This is a genomic window from Thermodesulfobacteriota bacterium, from assembly GCA_036397855.1.
Taxonomy (GTDB): Bacteria; Desulfobacterota_D; UBA1144; order Nemesobacterales; family CSP1-2; genus DASWID01.
This window is the reverse complement of sequence record DASWID010000053.1, coordinates 1-16,734: the sequence shown is the minus strand read 5'-3', so window position 1 is coordinate 16,734 and position 16,734 is coordinate 1. Positions and strand designations below refer to the sequence as shown.

31 protein-coding genes and 1 pseudogene are annotated in these 16,734 nt (G+C 42.0%); all 32 read right to left on the bottom strand.

The window, feature by feature from the left end; genetic code table 11:
* Positions 1 to 633, bottom strand: a 633-nt coding sequence (locus VGA95_04215) for a transposase (protein ID HEX9665745.1), incomplete at its 3' end; no start/stop codon positions are given.
* Between the two features lie 761 nt (positions 634 to 1,394).
* Positions 1,395 to 1,916 (bottom strand): annotated as a pseudogene (gene rplQ, locus VGA95_04210) (50S ribosomal protein L17).
* Positions 1,917 to 1,945: 29 nt separating this feature from the next.
* Positions 1,946 to 2,983 carry a DNA-directed RNA polymerase subunit alpha gene (locus VGA95_04205; protein HEX9665744.1) on the bottom strand — a complete coding sequence of 346 codons (1,038 nt, stop codon included), beginning with the start codon at positions 2,981 to 2,983 and terminating at the stop codon, positions 1,946 to 1,948.
* 72 nt (positions 2,984 to 3,055) lie between these two features.
* A complete protein-coding gene (rpsD, locus tag VGA95_04200; GenBank protein ID HEX9665743.1) occupies positions 3,056 to 3,688 on the bottom strand; it encodes a 30S ribosomal protein S4 in 633 nt (210 codons plus the stop codon).
* Between the two features lie 78 nt (positions 3,689 to 3,766).
* The gene (gene rpsK / locus VGA95_04195; GenBank protein ID HEX9665742.1) at positions 3,767 to 4,150 is read right to left on the bottom strand and encodes a 30S ribosomal protein S11; all 384 of its coding nucleotides are present in this window, start codon (positions 4,148 to 4,150) and stop codon (positions 3,767 to 3,769) included.
* Between the two features lie 20 nt (positions 4,151 to 4,170).
* The gene (rpsM, locus tag VGA95_04190) at positions 4,171 to 4,551 is read right to left on the bottom strand and encodes a 30S ribosomal protein S13 (protein ID HEX9665741.1); all 381 of its coding nucleotides are present in this window, start codon (positions 4,549 to 4,551) and stop codon (positions 4,171 to 4,173) included.
* Positions 4,552 to 4,563: 12 nt separating this feature from the next.
* Complete coding sequence (gene rpmJ, locus VGA95_04185; GenBank protein ID HEX9665740.1) at positions 4,564 to 4,677, bottom strand: 50S ribosomal protein L36; 114 nt, start codon at positions 4,675 to 4,677, stop codon at positions 4,564 to 4,566.
* 13 nt (positions 4,678 to 4,690) lie between these two features.
* Complete coding sequence (gene infA, locus VGA95_04180) at positions 4,691 to 4,918, bottom strand: translation initiation factor IF-1 (protein ID HEX9665739.1); 228 nt, start codon at positions 4,916 to 4,918, stop codon at positions 4,691 to 4,693.
* Between the two features lie 9 nt (positions 4,919 to 4,927).
* A complete protein-coding gene (gene map, locus VGA95_04175; GenBank protein HEX9665738.1) occupies positions 4,928 to 5,695 on the bottom strand; it encodes a type I methionyl aminopeptidase in 768 nt (255 codons plus the stop codon).
* Positions 5,692 to 6,342: an adenylate kinase gene (locus tag VGA95_04170; protein ID HEX9665737.1), complete on the bottom strand. Its 651-nt coding sequence runs from the start codon at positions 6,340 to 6,342 to the stop codon at positions 5,692 to 5,694. Before VGA95_04170 ends, map begins: the two co-directional genes overlap by 4 nt.
* Positions 6,343 to 6,371: 29 nt before the next feature.
* Positions 6,372 to 7,691 (bottom strand): preprotein translocase subunit SecY, encoded by a 1,320-nt coding sequence (gene secY / locus VGA95_04165; GenBank protein HEX9665736.1) that lies wholly within the window; start codon positions 7,689 to 7,691, stop codon positions 6,372 to 6,374.
* On the bottom strand, positions 7,688 to 8,119 hold the full coding sequence (gene rplO / locus VGA95_04160; protein HEX9665735.1) for a 50S ribosomal protein L15: 432 nt from the start codon (positions 8,117 to 8,119) through the stop codon (positions 7,688 to 7,690). Before rplO ends, secY begins: the two co-directional genes overlap by 4 nt.
* A gap of 60 nt (positions 8,120 to 8,179) precedes the next feature.
* Positions 8,180 to 8,707 carry a 30S ribosomal protein S5 gene (gene rpsE / locus VGA95_04155; protein HEX9665734.1) on the bottom strand — a complete coding sequence of 176 codons (528 nt, stop codon included), beginning with the start codon at positions 8,705 to 8,707 and terminating at the stop codon, positions 8,180 to 8,182.
* A gap of 32 nt (positions 8,708 to 8,739) precedes the next feature.
* Positions 8,740 to 9,111, bottom strand: coding sequence for a 50S ribosomal protein L18 (gene rplR, locus VGA95_04150; protein ID HEX9665733.1), 372 nt, complete (start codon positions 9,109 to 9,111; stop codon positions 8,740 to 8,742).
* Positions 9,108 to 9,656 carry a 50S ribosomal protein L6 gene (gene rplF, locus VGA95_04145; protein HEX9665732.1) on the bottom strand — a complete coding sequence of 183 codons (549 nt, stop codon included), beginning with the start codon at positions 9,654 to 9,656 and terminating at the stop codon, positions 9,108 to 9,110. Before rplF ends, rplR begins: the two co-directional genes overlap by 4 nt.
* Positions 9,657 to 9,665: 9 nt before the next feature.
* Positions 9,666 to 10,058 (bottom strand): 30S ribosomal protein S8, encoded by a 393-nt coding sequence (rpsH, locus tag VGA95_04140; protein HEX9665731.1) that lies wholly within the window; start codon positions 10,056 to 10,058, stop codon positions 9,666 to 9,668.
* Positions 10,059 to 10,100: 42 nt separating this feature from the next.
* Positions 10,101 to 10,286, bottom strand: coding sequence for a type Z 30S ribosomal protein S14 (locus VGA95_04135; GenBank protein HEX9665730.1), 186 nt, complete (start codon positions 10,284 to 10,286; stop codon positions 10,101 to 10,103).
* Between the two features lie 12 nt (positions 10,287 to 10,298).
* The gene (gene rplE, locus VGA95_04130) at positions 10,299 to 10,853 is read right to left on the bottom strand and encodes a 50S ribosomal protein L5 (protein ID HEX9665729.1); all 555 of its coding nucleotides are present in this window, start codon (positions 10,851 to 10,853) and stop codon (positions 10,299 to 10,301) included.
* Entirely contained in the window at positions 10,853 to 11,212 is a 360-nt protein-coding gene (rplX, locus tag VGA95_04125; GenBank protein ID HEX9665728.1) for a 50S ribosomal protein L24, read from the bottom strand. The genes rplE and rplX overlap by 1 nt, the downstream gene beginning before the upstream one ends.
* 1 nt (position 11,213) lies before the next feature.
* Positions 11,214 to 11,582, bottom strand: coding sequence for a 50S ribosomal protein L14 (gene rplN / locus VGA95_04120; protein ID HEX9665727.1), 369 nt, complete (start codon positions 11,580 to 11,582; stop codon positions 11,214 to 11,216).
* A complete protein-coding gene (rpsQ, locus tag VGA95_04115) occupies positions 11,579 to 11,887 on the bottom strand; it encodes a 30S ribosomal protein S17 (protein ID HEX9665726.1) in 309 nt (102 codons plus the stop codon). Before rpsQ ends, rplN begins: the two co-directional genes overlap by 4 nt.
* A 2-nt stretch (positions 11,888 to 11,889) precedes the next feature.
* The gene (gene rpmC / locus VGA95_04110; GenBank protein HEX9665725.1) at positions 11,890 to 12,099 is read right to left on the bottom strand and encodes a 50S ribosomal protein L29; all 210 of its coding nucleotides are present in this window, start codon (positions 12,097 to 12,099) and stop codon (positions 11,890 to 11,892) included.
* A complete protein-coding gene (gene rplP, locus VGA95_04105; protein ID HEX9665724.1) occupies positions 12,096 to 12,521 on the bottom strand; it encodes a 50S ribosomal protein L16 in 426 nt (141 codons plus the stop codon). Before rplP ends, rpmC begins: the two co-directional genes overlap by 4 nt.
* Before the next feature lie 17 nt (positions 12,522 to 12,538).
* Positions 12,539 to 13,192 (bottom strand): 30S ribosomal protein S3, encoded by a 654-nt coding sequence (gene rpsC / locus VGA95_04100; GenBank protein HEX9665723.1) that lies wholly within the window; start codon positions 13,190 to 13,192, stop codon positions 12,539 to 12,541.
* 1 nt (position 13,193) lies between these two features.
* Positions 13,194 to 13,532, bottom strand: a complete 339-nt coding sequence (rplV, locus tag VGA95_04095) for a 50S ribosomal protein L22 (GenBank protein ID HEX9665722.1) — start codon at positions 13,530 to 13,532, stop codon at positions 13,194 to 13,196.
* A gap of 17 nt (positions 13,533 to 13,549) precedes the next feature.
* The gene (rpsS, locus tag VGA95_04090; protein HEX9665721.1) at positions 13,550 to 13,843 is read right to left on the bottom strand and encodes a 30S ribosomal protein S19; all 294 of its coding nucleotides are present in this window, start codon (positions 13,841 to 13,843) and stop codon (positions 13,550 to 13,552) included.
* Between the two features lie 11 nt (positions 13,844 to 13,854).
* Positions 13,855 to 14,697 (bottom strand): 50S ribosomal protein L2, encoded by an 843-nt coding sequence (gene rplB, locus VGA95_04085; GenBank protein ID HEX9665720.1) that lies wholly within the window; start codon positions 14,695 to 14,697, stop codon positions 13,855 to 13,857.
* A gap of 1 nt (position 14,698) precedes the next feature.
* A complete protein-coding gene (gene rplW, locus VGA95_04080; GenBank protein ID HEX9665719.1) occupies positions 14,699 to 14,986 on the bottom strand; it encodes a 50S ribosomal protein L23 in 288 nt (95 codons plus the stop codon).
* Complete coding sequence (rplD, locus tag VGA95_04075; protein HEX9665718.1) at positions 14,983 to 15,606, bottom strand: 50S ribosomal protein L4; 624 nt, start codon at positions 15,604 to 15,606, stop codon at positions 14,983 to 14,985. Before rplD ends, rplW begins: the two co-directional genes overlap by 4 nt.
* Before the next feature lies 1 nt (position 15,607).
* The gene (rplC, locus tag VGA95_04070; protein HEX9665717.1) at positions 15,608 to 16,237 is read right to left on the bottom strand and encodes a 50S ribosomal protein L3; all 630 of its coding nucleotides are present in this window, start codon (positions 16,235 to 16,237) and stop codon (positions 15,608 to 15,610) included.
* Between the two features lie 9 nt (positions 16,238 to 16,246).
* Positions 16,247 to 16,567 carry a 30S ribosomal protein S10 gene (gene rpsJ, locus VGA95_04065; protein ID HEX9665716.1) on the bottom strand — a complete coding sequence of 107 codons (321 nt, stop codon included), beginning with the start codon at positions 16,565 to 16,567 and terminating at the stop codon, positions 16,247 to 16,249.
* Positions 16,568 to 16,589: 22 nt separating this feature from the next.
* Positions 16,590 to 16,734: elongation factor Tu (gene tuf / locus VGA95_04060; protein ID HEX9665715.1), on the bottom strand; the 145-nt coding region annotated here is incomplete at its 5' end.

The window sequence follows — 16,734 nt, the reverse complement described above, 5'->3', positions numbered from 1 at the left end:
AATCTTTTTCAGTATATCACTAACATATTCTCTACTCCCCAGCACCATACCCTTAAATGAATCCTTGAGTGGATCTTTGATATTCTTATTTCCTCTTACATACCTTCTGTATAATCTTCTGGCTTCTTTTGAGTCTTCACTAAATTGCGTTAATATGAATTCAGTATCTAAACTATCTACTGCTCTTTTATTATCCTTTACATAGTTGAAATAACTGCTCCATTTATATTCTCTTAAATCTTCGACTATCCTTGCCCTGAGGGGATTTAAATGTATATAAGCACTAAGCACGATCCCATAGCTGTCTTCGTCTACTAAGATTGACTTATATCTTCCCTGCAGCACTGAACCAATTATCTCATGATCTGCCTTGAACCAATTGGTATAGGATGTATTAAGATAGTGCATTGCCTGTGAAATATTAGCTCTCGGTGTTTTAACGAATAAGTGGTAATGATTATCCATAAGACAGTATGCATAGCATACCACGGAGTATTTTTTAAAGGTCTCGTTTAGTTTTTCTAAAAATATAGATTTATCTTCATCGCCATAAAAGATATTTTCTTTTCTCATCCCCCTGGAGGTTATATGGTAGCAGGCATTTTCAAATGCAAGTCTCAAAGGTCTTGCCATACTAGACAAGCTAACTCAATTAACGTGATTTGTCAATTGTGAAGACGCGACCCCTTCCCTTTTAATGGCAGTTAGGATAGCCTACTTACCAGGTATTGGGGTTGGTGAGATTAAGAACGAATTGGGTTAGGCGTGGTATTACGAGAACAAATTAGGTGTTTGAAAAGAGAGCTATATAGGCAAATAAACAAAGCCTGACCCCGCTTTTTTTGTAAAAAGAAAGATTGCTTCGAAACAAAGTTTCTCGCAATGACCTCTAAATGGATTCCCGATAACAGTCCTCGAGAATGACATACTGTTTGGAGAAGACTATAACAAGTAGGCAAGGAAACTACTTAGAATAAATAGCAGCTGACTGACTATAAAATACTAGAGCAGAAAATATGATTTATAAAGGTGAAATTGAAGAGAAATCTTATGCGTTATAAACGCATTTCTTAAGTATCCTTCTTCGTTTCTTCAGCCTCAACTTCACCTGATTCTTCGGATGAACCTTCTTCTTTGAATTCGGATCCTTCAGCTTTTACCTCTGATGCTTGCTCTTTCTCGATCTGAGATTCTCCCTTTTCAAGCAATGACTCTTCCGACCCGGGTTTTTTGGCTTCCGGTTCTTCCGTTGTTGCTGGCACTTTGGCTTCAGGGGTCTCCTGTGTCTGTTCGACCTGAGTTTCTGCTAGTTCGACGCCGACCTTGGCCTCTGTGGCCTCAGCGGTTATTTCCTCTGCTTTCTCTCCGGGCTCCTGTGCTTCCTTCCCTACAGGTTCCGCTTCATCCTTAGCATCCATAACTCCGGTTTCTTTCTTTTTCTCTATTAATCCCAGCTCCTCAGCCGCTTCCTTCTTGGAACTTCTAACTTCGGCTTCAGTCGCTGGCAACGGTTGTGTCAACTTGGATTTTTTTGTCTTCTTCTTTCCCTTCGACTTGACTTCCTCTTCTACCAACTCAATTATAGATACTGGAGCATTATCCCCCTTTCTAAAGCCAAATTTTATAATTCTGGTATAACCACCTGGGCGATCCTTGTATTTTTGAGCTATCTCATCAAAGAGCTTTTTGATAACGACTCTGTCTCTGATGAACGCCGCCGCCTGTCTTCTCGAATGAAGCGTTCCTTTTTTCGCAAGTGTAATCATCTTCTCAGCCAACCTTTTCAGCTCTTTAGCCCTTGTATCAGTTGTCTTAATGCTTTCGTGACGAAGCAAGTCGGTAACCATATTTCGAAACATTGATATTCTATGTTTAGTGACTACACCTAATTTTCGACCAACACGTCTATGACTCATTTAGAGCCTCCACAGTAGCTTTTAAATTATCAATGAGAAACTCTCTTCTCGCTTGTTCTCTTAGATTTTTCAGATTCGAAAACCTCTTTATTAAGAGTTGATCCCAGATTTAAGCCAAGCTCAGTTAGTATCTCCTTTATTTCAACCAATGACCGCTTGCCAAAATTCTCGAGGTTCAACAGGTCCTCTTCGGTCTTCTGTATCAGGTCGCCGACGTAGTCTATATTGGCTTTCCTCAAGCAATTTTGAGATCTTGCTGAAAGGTCCAGATCATCAATCGTAGTAAAAAGAACATCTTCTGTTCCACTTATTTCCTTTTTCTCTTCGACCTCCGGTACTTCCTCAAACTGTGCCTCATCAAAGTTAATAAATACGGCAATCTGCTCCTTTAAAATCTTAGCAGCATACGCTAATGCATCCTCGGGATTAATGGTTCCATTTGTCCAAATCTCGAGTGTGAGCTTTTCATAGTCCGTGCGTCTGCCGACCCTCGCGTTCGTTACTGTGTAATTTACCTTTCTAATTGGTGAAAATAATGCATCTATTGGTATCACCCCAATCGCGCTTTGAATATCACCCCGTCTCTCCACCGGTTCATAACCCCTACCCATTTCAGCTGTCATCATAATTTCTATCTTCGCGTCTTCCGCTGAGAGTGTAACAATGTGATGATCGGGATTTACCACCTCTACTTGATGACCGATGATAATATCACCGGCTTTTACATCACACTCACCAGCGGCACTAATTCTCAATTCCTGTGGTTCGTATGTGTGCATTTTTAGCTCGACACCCTTAATGTTTAAAATAATCTCCGTAACATCCTCCTTAACACCGGGTATGGTAGAAAATTCATGCAATACACCACCAATCTTGATAGATGTTATAGCCGGTCCCTGGATCGAAGATATAAGGATTCTTCTTAAAGTGTTTCCAAGTGTGACCCCATAACCTCTCTCCAAAGGCTCACATATAAATTTCCCATAAAGGGCGGAAGAACTCTTCTCTTCCTTTTGAAGCCTTTTTGGTCTGATTAGTTCCTGCCAGTTCTTTTGAAATTCCTTCAACTTCCCGCCCTCCCTTTTAAATTTATTGGGGGTAGTGATCTGATAAGATCAATTTAATCGTTAAACTTAGAACTAAACCCTCGAATAGAACTCAACTATTAATTGCTCTTCAATCGGTAATGTAACATCTTCTCTCAGGGGTAATTTTCTAACCACACCCTTGTAATTATCCTTATCTAATTCAAGCCAGCCAGGAAATCCTCTCCGTTCGAGAGATTCAATAGATTGATTAATCCTGCCAATTTTCCTGCTCTTTTGCGCAACTTCAATCGCGTCACCCTCTTTTATTTGATACGACGGCACATCGACCCTCTTACCATTGACAAGAATATGTCCAAAATGAACAAGATGACGAGCCTCTTTTCTGGAGCTCGCAAATCCCAAACGGTACAAAACATTATCTAACCTTCTCTCAAGCAGTGAAATCAATAGCTTACCGGTCTCTGCTTTCGACCGAGAAGCCTTTTCAATGTATTTCCTAAACTGCCTTTCGGTAAGTCCATAAATCCGCTTCACCTTCTGTTTTTCTCTGAGCCTGATCCCAAATTCTGAAAACTTTGGGCGAAGATGCCCATGTTCTCCAGGCGCTTTATCAGGGCGCTTATCAACAGCGCATTTAGCCGAGTAGCACTTATCCCCCTTTAGAAAAAGCTTCATTCCTTCCCTTCTACAAAGTCTACACACAGAACCAATGTATCTTGCCAATTATTAAATGACCTCCTTCATTTCATTGCATCTCTATATTAGAATTCCGGTTAGCATATTAGATTAGTTGAAACAGTTCTACACTCGCCGTCTACCTGGCGGTCTGCAGCCATTATGCGGTAGCGGTGTTACATCTCTGATCATTGTTATTTTTATACCAGCCGCCTGTATCGACCTTATTGCAGGCTCCCTCCCGGGACCTGGTCCTTTAACAAACACCAGTGCGCTCCTCATGCCAAAGCCAACAGCCTTTTTTGCCGCGTCCTCAGCCGCAACCTGAGCCGAAAAAGGAGTTCCCTTCCTTGTGCCCTTGAATCCCTTCATGCCCCCGCTCGAAAAAGCGATTACATTTCCCTGAGAATCACTTATCGTCACTATCGTGTTGTTAAATGTTGCCTGGATATGCACAATTCCCTGCTCAACAAACTTCTTTGTCCTCTTAGTTGTTTTCTTGGTTGCCAACAGTAACCTCCAATTTATCCCTACTTCGTGGTTTTCTTCTTCTTTGCAATAGCAGTACCGCGGGGTCCTTTTCTAGTTCTAGCATTCGACCCTGTTTTTTGTCCGCGAACCGGAAGACCCTGTCTATGCCTTATCCCTCTATAACAGCCAATTTCCATAAGGCGCTTGATATTATTTTGGGTATCCCTCTTCAGGTCACCCTCAACCATATACTCCTTCTCAATAATATCCCTTATCTTGGCTATCTCGTGCTCACTCAGATCCTTTGACTTTATATTTGGATCAATTTGAGCCTCATTAAGTATTTCCCTTGATACCTTTCTTCCTATCCCATAAATATAGGTAAGACCCACTTCCATTCTCTTGCTAGGTGGAATGTCAACACCCGCTATTCTCGGCATTCTTGGAACCTCCTACCCTTGCTTTTGTTTATGTTTCTTGTTCTCACAGATAACCCGAACCACACCCCTTCTCCTAATTATCTTACACTTATCACACACCTTTTTAACAGATGCTCTTATCTTCATGTTATTGGTACCATCATTTTTTCAATCTATAAGTAATCCTTCCCTTCGTTAAATCATAAGTCGAAAGTTCTACCTTCACTTTGTCTCCAGGCAGGATTCTTATAAAACGCGTCCTCATCTTACCTGAAACATAGGCAAGGATTTCATGATCACGACCGTTTTCAATCTTAACCCTAAACATAGCATTCGGAAGCGCTTCAATCACTGTACCTTGAAACTCCAGTCTTTCCTCTTTCGGCATACATTCTCCCTAAAACTCCCACTCAGTCAAAATTAACGCCCCATTGTCTGTTATTGCGACGGTATGTTCAAAGTGAGCGGAAAGTTTGCCGTCCTCAGTCACGGCTGTCCATCCATCATTTAATATTTTTATATCAGGTCTTCCAATATTGACCATAGGTTCAATAGCCAACACCATTCCAGGCTTTAGCCTTATGCCGTTCCATCGATTTCCATTTTTTGGAACAAAATTTGGAACTTGGGGATCCTCATGGAGTTTTCTACCAATTCCGTGTCCCACGAATGCCGTAACGACGGAAAAACCCTCTGCTTCGACATAACTTTGAATTGCATGTGAGATATCAAAGAGCCTGTTCGATGGATGCGCATTTTCAATTCCTCTATACAATGAATTTCTAGTAACCTGAAGTAGCAAGTTGGCTTCAGGAGATACATGACCTATAGGGACAGTAATTGCGGAATCCCCATAGAATCCATTGCGGTGAACACCGAAATCTATGCTTAAGATATCCCCTTCCTTTAATATTTTCTTCTTTGACGGGATTCCATGGACAACCTCGTCATTTACCGCGCAGCAGATGGAGGCCGGATAATTCCTGTACCCCTTAAAAGCTGGTTTAGAATCCCTTTTTGCTGTCATCTCCTCAGCTATCACGTTAAGATCCCAAGTTGACATCCCCGGCTTAGACTCCTCTTTTAGGGCCTGAAGGACTTCAATTACAACTTGAGAAGCATATCTTATTTCTTCTATCTCATCCTTGCTTTTTAAAATAATCATGTCCTTTGATTTAACGAATCACTTATCCTACGTCTTACATCATCTATGGTGCCTAGACCATCTATTTCCCTAAGAATACTAGCATCTCTATAATATGTTTTTAGAGGCAGAGTCTGTCTACTATATACCTCAAGTCTTTTTCTTATTACATCTTCTCTATCGTCATCACGTTGATAAAGACTTCCCCCACATTTGTCACAAACATCTGCGTTCTTCGGAGGATCGTATAGTTTATGATACATGACCCCACATTTTTCGCAAACCCTTCTCCCCCCGATCCTGCTTATTATTTCTCCATCAGGTACCTCTATAGACACCACTTTGTCGACCTTTAGAGACTCAGAATTCAGCATCCTATCCAGGGCCTCGGCCTGCGGAATAGTTCTCGGAAATCCGTCTAAGAGATATCCATTGACCGAATTGGTATTTTTAATCACCTCTCTTATTACTCCAATTACAACATCATCGGGCACGAGTTCACCCTTATCCATATAGGATTTGGCAAGATTTCCTAATTCAGCCCCTTCCTTAACTGCGGCCCTGAGCATATCACCAGTCGAAATGTGCAGCATGTCGTAATTTTTTGTGATCATTGAAGCCTGCGTACCCTTTCCAGCACCAGGCGGTCCAAAGATGATCAAAACCATCAGGATAAAAGATCTCCTTATTTATTTTTTTAAACACCGTACCTTCTAGGTCCCTTCATTCCTCGCTTCCTTACGAAACCTTCATAACTATGAGTAATAAGAAACGATTCAATCTGCTGTACCGTATCGAGGGTAACACCCACCACAATCAGGAGAGACGTTCCCCCGAAAAAGAAAGGAAGATTGAAAGGTTGCCGCTGGAGTATAGTGGGCAGCACACACACAGCCGCAACATATATTGCTCCAATGAATGTTATTCTCCCAAGTATCTTGTCTATATATTCCGAGGTCTTTTTGCCCGGTCGAATTCCCGGTACAAACCCACCGTTTTTCCTCAAATTATCTGCAAGATCATCTGGATTATAAATAACCGCAGTGTAAAAATAAGCGAAGAATATTATTAAGGCTGCATAGATTGCATTATAAAATAAACCATGTTGAAATAGTGTATCCGTAATATTCCTCAGAAATGGAACATTGATAAAAGTCAAAACCGTTGCAGGAAAAATCAATAGAGAAGAGGCGAATATCGGAGGGATAACCCCTGCCGTATTGATCTTTAGAGGAAGGTGGGAAGCTTGCCCCCCAAAAACCTTTCTTCCGACAACCCGTCGAGGATATTGAACAGGGATTTTCCTGTATGACCTTTCGACAAAAACGATGAATCCGACCACTAATGCCATAAAAAGAATTAATAGGAAAAGCCCTAAAACTGTCATTTCTCCGGTATCAATTAACCTTAGCAGATTCCAAAATGCGCCGGGCATATTAACCAAAATAGATGCCGCTATTATTAAGGAAATACCATTTCCAATACCACGCTCAGAGATTTGTTCTCCTATCCACATGATAAATAGGCTTCCCGCACTGAGTGTAATTACCGTTGTAAACCTGAACATCCATCCGGGGTCTTTGACAACTGTAAGGCCAGAACCCATACCACCTTCTAGGGTGACGGCAAGCATAAAACCTTGAATCACACATATGATTACGGTTCCGTAGCGCGAATATTGGTTGATTTTCTTTCTACCCGCTTCACCCTCCTTCTGAATTGCCTCAAGCGTAGGAAAAGCCTTCACAAGGAGCGACATAATGATTGATGAGGTAATATATGGCATCACTCCTAAAGCAAAAATTGAGGCACGCGCGAGTGCACCACCAGAAAAGAGGTTTAAAATGTCAAATATCGTTCCCGTTGTCTGTTCAAACAGTTTTACAATTTGCTCGGGGTCTATACCTGGTATAGGAACAAATACACCTAATCTGTAGACGATCAACATAATTGCGGCGAAAAGAAGCCTTTTATTAAGCTCAGGAATCTTTGGAATAGCCCCAATATTACTGCTCATATTATCTCCGCTTTGCCACCCCTCTCTTCTATCTTTTTAACTGCAGTCTTTGTGAAACCATTTGCCATTATACTAATCTTTCTATCCAGTTCACCATCGCCAAGAATCTTGATAGGGTTTTTCCCACTCACAAGCCCAGCTTTTTTTAATTCATCAGGGGTTATCTGATCTACCTTATCGATCATATTCAAACTCTTAATATTAACCACGTCGTACTCAATCCTATTGGGATTGTTAAATCCACGCTTTATAGACCTCAGTTTTAACGGAGTCTGACCCCCTTCAAACCAAGATGATACCCTTCCGCCACTCCTTGATCTCTGACCTTTATGCCCTTTGCCGCTCGTTTTTCCCCTACGTCCAGGGCCACGGCCTACTCTCTTACACTTTGCTTTTGACCCAGCTTGAGGAGATAACTTGTTCAACATCTTTTGATACCCCTGCTTATCAACAAATTAATTTACATATAAATCATTTCTCAAATTTTATTAATTCAAAAAGTGCCTTGGCAGATCCAGATCCTTAATTTCTTTATCCCTGATACTTGCAGCGTCTTCTGGTCTCCTGATTAGGCCTAGACCATTTACAACTGCCTTAACAACATTTAGGGGATTGGTGGATCCCAAAACCTTAGTCAGGATATCCTGTATACCGGCGAGCTCGACAACAGCCCTAACCGCTCCACCAGCTATAACGCCTGTACCCGGGCTAGCAGGTTTCAGCAAGACCTTCGATGCCGCGTGTTGTCCCAATATCTCATGAGGAATAGTTTTACCCTTCCTATTAACCCTTACAAGAGACTTCTTTCCTTTTTCAATAGCTTTCCTTATCGCGTCCGGTACCTGACTCGATTTTCCAAGACCATATCCAACAATGCCATCATTGTTCCCAATGACAACGAGTGCTGTAAAATGAAACCTCTTTCCACCTTTTGTTACCTTAGCTACCCTTCTGACGTGTACTATCTTTTCTTTGAATTCAAGTCCTCCCGGACTTATCTTATCTTTAAATCTCAAAACTACCTCCTAAAAAATATCAACATCTATAGTTAAAATGACAATCCCGCTTCTCTTGCCGCTTCTGCAAAAGATTTTATCCTGCCATGGAAGGGATAACCCCCTCGATCGAAACAAACCCTTTTTATATTTTTACTCACGGCAAGTTGACCTATGTACTTACCAACGACAGCAGAGGCCTCAACCTTTTTTTTCTCATCTTTCATCATTTCCCTTACTTGGGGCGTAAGGGAAGAAGCAGCAACAACCGTGTGCCCGCGTGAATCATCGATAATCTGCCCATAAATATGTCTAGCCGATTTAAACACACATAGCCTGGGCACTGCCAGGCTGCCCTTTACTCTCTTCTTTATCCGTATATGTCGAATCTGACGTTTATCTTTTCTACTCTTCCTTTTTATCAAGCCTTTGTCCCCGCTTTTCCAGGTTTAAGTTTAAGAATTTCGCCCAGATACCTAATCCCCTTGCCCTTATAAGAATCTGGCTTTCTCAATTTTCTGATCCTAGCTGCAGTTTCACCAACTTCTCCTTTATCAATTCCTCTTATTATTAACCTTGTTCCCCTTTCTTGTACCTCCGCACTTATACCCTCAGGCAGTGAAAATTCGATTGGCGTAGAATATCCTAAAGTTAGAGTAATAGCATTTTTACCCGTGAGATCAGCCTTATAGCCTACACCAACTATCTCTAATGTGATGGAAAATCCCTCCATTACACCAGTAACCATATTAGCTAACAGTGAACGTGTAAGCCCGTGGAGAGCCTTCGTACTCTTCAATTCATTTATTCTCTCTACTTTTATAACACCAGAATCTATTTCTGTCGTAATACCCCGAGGTATTCTCCTAGAAAGGCTTCCCTTGGCGCCTTTGACTTCTATAGTCCCGTTTCTCGTCTCTACAGAGACTCCCTTCGGAATTTGTATAGATTTAATGCCTATTCTTGACATGCCATAGCCTCATAAAATTGTACACATTAGTTCTCCGCCAATACGTAGAGACCGAGCTTTAGCACCGGTCATTAATCCCTTCGATGTCGACAGTATAGAAGTGCCCAATCCCCCTTTTATCCTTGGAATCTCGGTGTGTTTAACATAGATTCTACGACCTGGTTTACTTACCCTATGAATCTCTTTAATGACCGTCTCTTCAGTATCAGTATATTTTAGCGCTATATTTATGATTTTCTTGTGACCTTCCTCAACTACCCTATAATCCTGTATGTACCCCTCTCCCTTCAATACATTTGCAATTTCGATTTTAATCCCAGATGACGGGATAGTTACCGTTCTGTGCTTAGCTATTAATGCATTTCGAATTCTTGTAAGCATATCAGATATGGGATCAGTCATCTATTTCACCTCTTTCTTCAAACTATACACAGCAATATCGAACTACCAACTGGCTTTTCTAACTCCAGGTAGTTCCCCGAAACTCGCTCTGTCGCGAAAACACAATCTGCACATTCCAAACTTTCTCATAAATGCCCTCGGCCTACCACACAATGGACATCTATTCCTAGCCCTTACCCTGTACTTTGCTTCCTTTTTTGTTTTCACCAAGAGTGATTTTCGTGTCATCGACTACCTCTCTTAATTTTCTCTAAATGGCATTCCTAAACCCTTTAACAGTTCCAATGCTTCTTCATCCCTTTCTGCCGTTGTAACCATAGTTACATTCATGCCTTTTTGCTTTTCGACTTTACTATAATCTATTTCTGGAAATATTATATGTTCCTTAATACCAAAGGTATAATTCCCATTCCCATCAAATGAATCGGTTGAAAGACCGCGAAAATCCCTCACACGTGGAAGCGCCAGGTTAACAAGCCTATCTAAGAACTCATACATCCTGTCGCCCCTCAAAGTGACCATACATCCGATAGGAACCCCTTCCCTCAACTTAAATCCAGCTATCGATTTTCTCGCCCTTGTTATTACTGGCCTCTGCCCACATATGATAGAAACCTCGTGAACAGCGTCCTCGATCACCTTTATCTCCTTTCCCGCGTCACTTAACCTTCCTAAGCCAAGATTTATTACAATCCTCTGGAGTCTAGGGATTGCCAGCCAGTTACTATAATGGAACTTATCTCTGAGCAACTGAAATACTTTTTCTCTATATAAAACCTTTAAACTTGGAGCCATCAGCCTTTAATTTCCTCACCGCTTTTTTTGCTATACCTAACTTTCTCTCCGCTGGCCAATGTCTTACGTCCTATTCTTACAGGACCACCAACACTCGAATCGCGGAGCATTAGGTTAGATATATGAATGCCGGATTCTTTCTCCGAAATCCCGCCTGTCGGATTCTTTTGCGATGGACGACGATGCGTCTTAACAATGTTGAGTTTCTCGACTATAGCCCTGCCTTCCTTTCTCAAAATCTTTATAACCTTGCCGGTCTTTCCCTTTTCTTTCCCGGCTGTGACAAAAACGGTATCGCCGGATTTGATATGAAATTTTTTGGTCCCGTGAGAATCATTACGACCAAATTTAGCGCCCAATTCAAATCACCTCCGGTGCAAGTGAAATTATTTTCATAAACCCTTTCAAACGAAGTTCTCTTGCAATCGGTCCAAATACCCTTGTCCCCATCGGCTCACTTTCTTTCGTGATTAGCACGGCAGCATTATCGTCAAATCTAAGGTATGAACCATCCTGTCGCCGCTGTTCCTTCCTCGTTCTAACAATTACTGCCATGTGAACGGCACCCTTTTCAACCTTGGAATTAGGTAAGGCCTCTTTAACCGATACGACAACAACATCGCCAAGCCTCGCGTATTTCCTTTTAGAACCACCCAGCACCTTGATGCAAAAAAGCTTTTTTGCACCGCTATTATCGGCAGATTCGAGATATGTAGATGATTGAATCACTGGACGAGAACTCCTTCAACTGAGACTTCTTCCGAAATTTCACCTTCTATGATTGTAGCGCTTTCAAGAATCTTACTGACTCTCCATCTCTTGGTCTTGCTGATTGGTTTCGATTCGATAATCAGAACCCTATCACCGATCTTACATTGATTATTTTGATCATGTGCTTTGAACTTGGTATTTCTCTTAATTGGCTTTTGAAATTTAGGGTGAATCGCTATCCGGCTTACTTCAACGATAACGGTTTGGTCCATCTTATTACTGACAACGGTTCCAATTTTTGTTTTCACTTTACCTCTTCCCATTTCTACCGATTTCTCCTGATATCTAGTTTTCGTTCAGTTATTAAAGTGAGAATTCTCGCAAGGTCACGTCTTAACTTCCTCACCCTTGCAACATTAGTTGTTTGCTGTGTCGCCAATTGAACCCTCAGGTTAAAAAGCTCTTGCCTAGTTTCATTTTCCCTTCTTCTCAGTTCGTCGTCACGCAACTCTCTAATCTCATCAGCATTACTCATATTTGAAGAACACCCCCTTCTCGAGACACAATTCGAGTCCTAACAGATAGCTTGTGAGAAGCTAGCCTCAGGGCTTCAGTCGCTATGTCAAGAGGAAGTCCACTAATTTCATAAAGCATCGTTCCTCTTTTTACCGGGGAAATATAACCAGCGACATCACCTTTTCCCTTACCCATCCTAGTCTCTGCGGCTTTTTTCGTATATGGCTTATGTGGAAATATTCTTATCCACAGCTTCGCCCCTCTCTTTACGTGCCTGGTAATAGCGATTCGGGCTGCTTCAATCTGCCTAGCATTTATCCTTCCACACTCAACAGATTGAAGACCAAAATCCCCAAAAGCAAGGCTTGCCCCCTTCGTGGCAGAACCCCTTATTCTTCTTTTGTGCTGTTTTCTATATTTAGTTCGCGCTGGCTGAAGCATCTTTCCTCCAAATATGACTAACTATATTGTCGACTTCTGCTCTCTAACACTTCACCCTTGAATATCCAGACCTTTACACCTATCCTTCCATAAGTTGTTTTGGCCTCTGCAAACCCATAGTCGATATCGGCGCGAAGTGTGGCAAGCGGGACTCTTCCCTCTCTGTACCATTCCTTCCTTGCTATTTCTGAACCCCCAAGCCTTCCGGAGACCATGATCTTTATTCCAAGTGCACCCAGCCTGAGGGCCGAGGAAATTGCCCTTTTCATGGCTCTCCTGTACGCGATCCGCCTCTCGATTTGCAGCGCCGCATTCTCAGCTACTAGCTGAGCATCTATCTCGGGACGTTTTACCTCACGTATATCGAGATAAATGTTTTTCCCCGTTATCTCATTTAATCTGTTTCTCAGTGTATCAATCTCCTGACCCTTTCTACCAATTATCATTCCCGGGCGAGCTGCATGAATTACAATCCTTACCCTTTCAGATGCTGCCCTTTCAAGTTCAATTTTTGAAATTGCGGCTTGATAAAACTCCTTCTTTATCATCGACCTAATCTGTATATCTTCATGAAGAAGCTCAGTATATTTTCTCTTTTCCGCATACCATTTTGAATCCCAAGTTTTCACAATTCCTATCCTCAATCCGATAGGGCATATTTTTTGACCCAATTTATAACCCCCTCTCTTCCAGAACAATTGTAATATGGCTCATCATCTTCTTTCTCCTTGTTGCCCTCCCCATAGCTCTCGCTCTGAATCTCTTGTAAGCAGGTCCCTGAGAAACAAAGGCCTCCTTGATATAAAGGGTTTCAGTATCTGAATGTCCCTTCTCAGAAGCGTTGGCCACTGCCGATTTCAAAAGCTTTGCTACGAGGGGCGCAGATCTCTTCCTTATGGACGTAAGATCAGAAAACGCCTTCTCCACATCGTTTCCCTTGATCAAATCCAAAACTAATCTAATCTTCTTTGGCGAAATCTTTACATACTTATGAACTGCCCGTGATACCATCGCTCATCCTTGTTGTATTATTCTGTTGATTTTTCAATCTTGGCTTTTTTATCTCCAGCGCCATGACCGGAATAGGTACGAGTCGGAGAAAACTCACCAAGTTTATGGCCTACCATATGTTCAGTAATATAGACTGGTATGAACTTCTTGCCATTATACACAGCAAAGGTAAGGCCTATCATGTCAGGTATCACCATCGAGTCCCTAGACCATGTTTTGATTATTCGTTGATCACCTTTATCCTTAGCAGACCTAATCTGATTTAACAGTTTTGGAAACACGTAAGGTGCCTTCTTACTTGATCTTGGCATGCAGATATCTCCTAGTCCATACCGTAGCCGATTCTTCTGGGTTTGATTATATATTTATTAGTTCTTTTGTTTTTTCTAGTCTTGTAACCAATCGTAAGCCATCCCCACGGAGATACCGGATGAGGGTTTCCCTTAGTGGCTTTTCCTTCACCCCCTCCATGTGGGTGATCTACCGGATTCATTGCCACCCCTCTTACGTTTGGGCGACGTTTCCAATGCCTGCTTCTACCCGCCTTTCCAACCACTACAAGCTCATGTTCCGGATTTCCAACCCTTCCCACGGTAGCCATGCATGATAATAATACTTTACGGATCTCGCCGGAATTTAACCGAATCTGTGCATAATTTCCTTCTTTAGCCATTACCTGGGCAGAAGCACCCGCAGATCGAGCTAATTTCCCACCAGCCCCAGTCTTCACCTCGATATTATGTATGAACGTTCCAAGAGGGATGTTCTTCAAGGGAAGGGCATTACCAATTGAGATTTCAACATTTTCACCCGACTCAACCGTATCTCCTATATTAAGCTCATCTGGAGTCAATATGTATCGCTTCTCACCATCAGCGTATTTGAGAAGTGAGATCCTCGCAGAGCGATTAGGATCGTATTCAACCGAAGCCACCTTTGCCGGAACATCGAATTTGTCCCTTTTAAAATCTATTATCCTATAAAAACGCTTATTACCACCACCACGATTATAGCTAGTAATCCTGCCCTGCGAATTTCTCCCGGATTTCTCCTTTAACGATCTCGTTAGTGGTTTATGAGGTTTTTTAACCGTAATTTCCGAAAAGTCTAAGCCGGTTCTAAATCTTGTCCCAGGTGTAGTAGGATTATATTTTCTTATACCCATGTTAAACACCCTCAAAAAACTCTATCGTCCCTTGTCTCAACTTTACATAAGCCTTCTTTAGAGGAGAACCCTTACCTACTTCCCGACCGAATCTCTTCACAACTTTCCCTGGTCTGATTAGTGTTCTAACCTTATCGACCTTAACATTAAATATCTTTTCAACAGCGTTCATTATTTCTCTTTTGTTAGCCCTTTTATCTACAGCGAATACATACCAGCTCTGATTCTTCAGATTAGTTGATTTCTCGGTCACTATAGGGTGTTTTATTATATTTCTTGGGTCTTTCAACTTGGAAAAACCTCCTGCAGTCTTAGGAGTGAATCCTCAGTAATGACCAGGAAATTAAATCTGAGGAGATCATACACGTTTAATCCGTCTATATGTAAGATCTTTAAATTCTTAAGATTTCTGGCAGATTTCCTAAGATTTTCATTTTTATCATTTATTAAAATCAAGGTCTTATCCAGCTCAAATCTTTTAATAAACTCTACAACATTTTTGGTACTGATCTCAGGCAGGTTGAACTCTTTTATGATGAAAAGCTTTCCGTCCCTGTGCTTTGCAGAAAGGGCACTTTTCAGTGCTTGACGTCTGACCCTTTTGGGAATGTTATAAGACCAGTCCCTGGGTCTTGGTCCAAACACCACTGCTCCTTTTCTCCACTGTGGCGATCTTATGCTCCCCTGCCTAGCACGACCAAGATGTTTTTGCTTCCATGGTTTCCGGCCACCGCCGCTCACCTCTCCCCTTGTCTTTGTAGAAGCTGTACCAGAGCGTCGATTAGCTAATTGCCACCTGACCACGGTATGAAGAAGATGCTCCTTTACCGGAGATTCGAAAATATCCGGATCGATGACAGTTGTGCCTAATGTATTTTTATCCAAATCAAAAACGTCGTAATTGGGCACTCTAATTTCTCCCCTTGGTAGTGTGTCTAATTAATAAAACACCACCTCTTGGTCCTGGGACAGATCCCTTTACTATCAATAAATTGTTATCAGGATCGACCTTCGCAACCTGAAGGCCCTGCATGGCAACACTCTTATTACCCATTTGACCAGGCATCTTCATTCCTTTCCAAACCCTCGCGGGGTATGAAGCCTGACCAATGGACCCGGGTTTTCTGTGTGACATTCCGCCATGAGAATCCGGTTGTCCAGCAAAACCATGTCTCTTCATAACTCCAGAAAAACCTTTCCCCTTACTTTTTCCAGAAACATCGATTATATCACCTTCTTTAAATATTTCCGCGGTAATAACGTCTCCAGGCTTATATTTTTCCGTGTCACCCTTAAACTCATAAAGATATTTAAATGGCCGGACTCCAGCCCTTTTGAAATGGCCCGCCACCGGTTTTCTTACCCTTTGTGGCTTTACTTCTTCAAAGCCCAGCTGGATACCATCATAACCATTCTTTTCAACTGTCCTCTTATCGACTACGAAACACGGTCCGGCATTGACTACGGTACACACTAACACTGTCCCATCTTCCATAAATAATTCCGTCATACCAATCTTTCGGCCAATTATTCCCTGTATCATGAAAAATCACGCACTAGTAAGTTTAATTTCCACTTCAACCCCTGAAGCCAAATCCAGTTTCATCAGGGCATCTATGGTTTGTTGTGTGGGTTCCAGTATATCAACTATTCTCTTATGTGTCCTTATCTCAAAATGCTCTCTTGAATTTTTATCTACATGTGGAGATCTCAATACACAGTAACGACTAATATGTGTTGGAAGCGGAACGGGTCCAGCTACTTTAGCTCCAGTCCTCTTCGCGGTGTCTAGAATCTCGATCGCAGATTTATCGAGCAATCTATGATCGAATGATTTTAATTTTATCCTTATCTTCGCAGCGCGGCTCATATTTGTCTTGACCTAATACCCCTCATTCAATGATGCTTGTTACCACACCGGCACCCACTGTCCTTCCTCCCTCCCTTATTGCAAACCTTACCTGCTCCTCCATTGCCACGGGCGATATCAACTCAACCTCCATGTTTATATTGTCCCCAGGCATTACCATCTCCACC

What these genes read in the sequence shown, in the direction of transcription:
- VGA95_04170 (HEX9665737.1), bottom strand. Translation starts at nt 6,342, where the DNA reads ATGGTTTTGATCATCTTTGGACCGCCTGGTGCTGGAAAGGGTACGCAG.
- rpmJ (HEX9665740.1), bottom strand. Translation starts at nt 4,677, where the DNA reads ATGAAGATAAGAGCATCTGTTAAAAAGGTGTGTGATAAGTGTAAGATA.
- rplO (HEX9665735.1), bottom strand. Translation starts at nt 8,119, where the DNA reads ATGTTGAACAAGTTATCTCCTCAAGCTGGGTCAAAAGCAAAGTGTAAG.
- rpmC (HEX9665725.1), bottom strand. Translation starts at nt 12,099, where the DNA reads ATGAGTAATGCTGATGAGATTAGAGAGTTGCGTGACGACGAACTGAGA.
- map (HEX9665738.1), bottom strand. Translation starts at nt 5,695, where the DNA reads ATGATTATTTTAAAAAGCAAGGATGAGATAGAAGAAATAAGATATGCT.
- infA (HEX9665739.1), bottom strand. Translation starts at nt 4,918, where the DNA reads ATGCCGAAAGAGGAAAGACTGGAGTTTCAAGGTACAGTGATTGAAGCG.
- VGA95_04135 (HEX9665730.1), bottom strand. Translation starts at nt 10,286, where the DNA reads ATGACACGAAAATCACTCTTGGTGAAAACAAAAAAGGAAGCAAAGTAC.
- rpsS (HEX9665721.1), bottom strand. Translation starts at nt 13,843, where the DNA reads ATGCCAAGATCAAGTAAGAAGGCACCTTACGTGTTTCCAAAACTGTTA.
- rpsM (HEX9665741.1), bottom strand. Translation starts at nt 4,551, where the DNA reads ATGCCGAGAATAGCGGGTGTTGACATTCCACCTAGCAAGAGAATGGAA.
- rpsJ (HEX9665716.1), bottom strand. Translation starts at nt 16,567, where the DNA reads ATGAGCCGCGCTGCGAAGATAAGGATAAAATTAAAATCATTCGATCAT.
- rplE (HEX9665729.1), bottom strand. Translation starts at nt 10,853, where the DNA reads ATGGCTCCAAGTTTAAAGGTTTTATATAGAGAAAAAGTATTTCAGTTG.
- rplV (HEX9665722.1), bottom strand. Translation starts at nt 13,532, where the DNA reads ATGGTATCACGGGCAGTTCATAAGTATGTAAAGATTTCGCCAAAGAAG.
- rplP (HEX9665724.1), bottom strand. Translation starts at nt 12,521, where the DNA reads ATGCTTCAGCCAGCGCGAACTAAATATAGAAAACAGCACAAAAGAAGA.
- rplB (HEX9665720.1), bottom strand. Translation starts at nt 14,697, where the DNA reads ATGGGTATAAGAAAATATAATCCTACTACACCTGGGACAAGATTTAGA.
- rpsQ (HEX9665726.1), bottom strand. Translation starts at nt 11,887, where the DNA reads ATGGGAAGAGGTAAAGTGAAAACAAAAATTGGAACCGTTGTCAGTAAT.
- secY (HEX9665736.1), bottom strand. Translation starts at nt 7,691, where the DNA reads ATGAGCAGTAATATTGGGGCTATTCCAAAGATTCCTGAGCTTAATAAA.
- rpsH (HEX9665731.1), bottom strand. Translation starts at nt 10,058, where the DNA reads ATGACTGATCCCATATCTGATATGCTTACAAGAATTCGAAATGCATTA.
- rplF (HEX9665732.1), bottom strand. Translation starts at nt 9,656, where the DNA reads ATGTCAAGAATAGGCATTAAATCTATACAAATTCCGAAGGGAGTCTCT.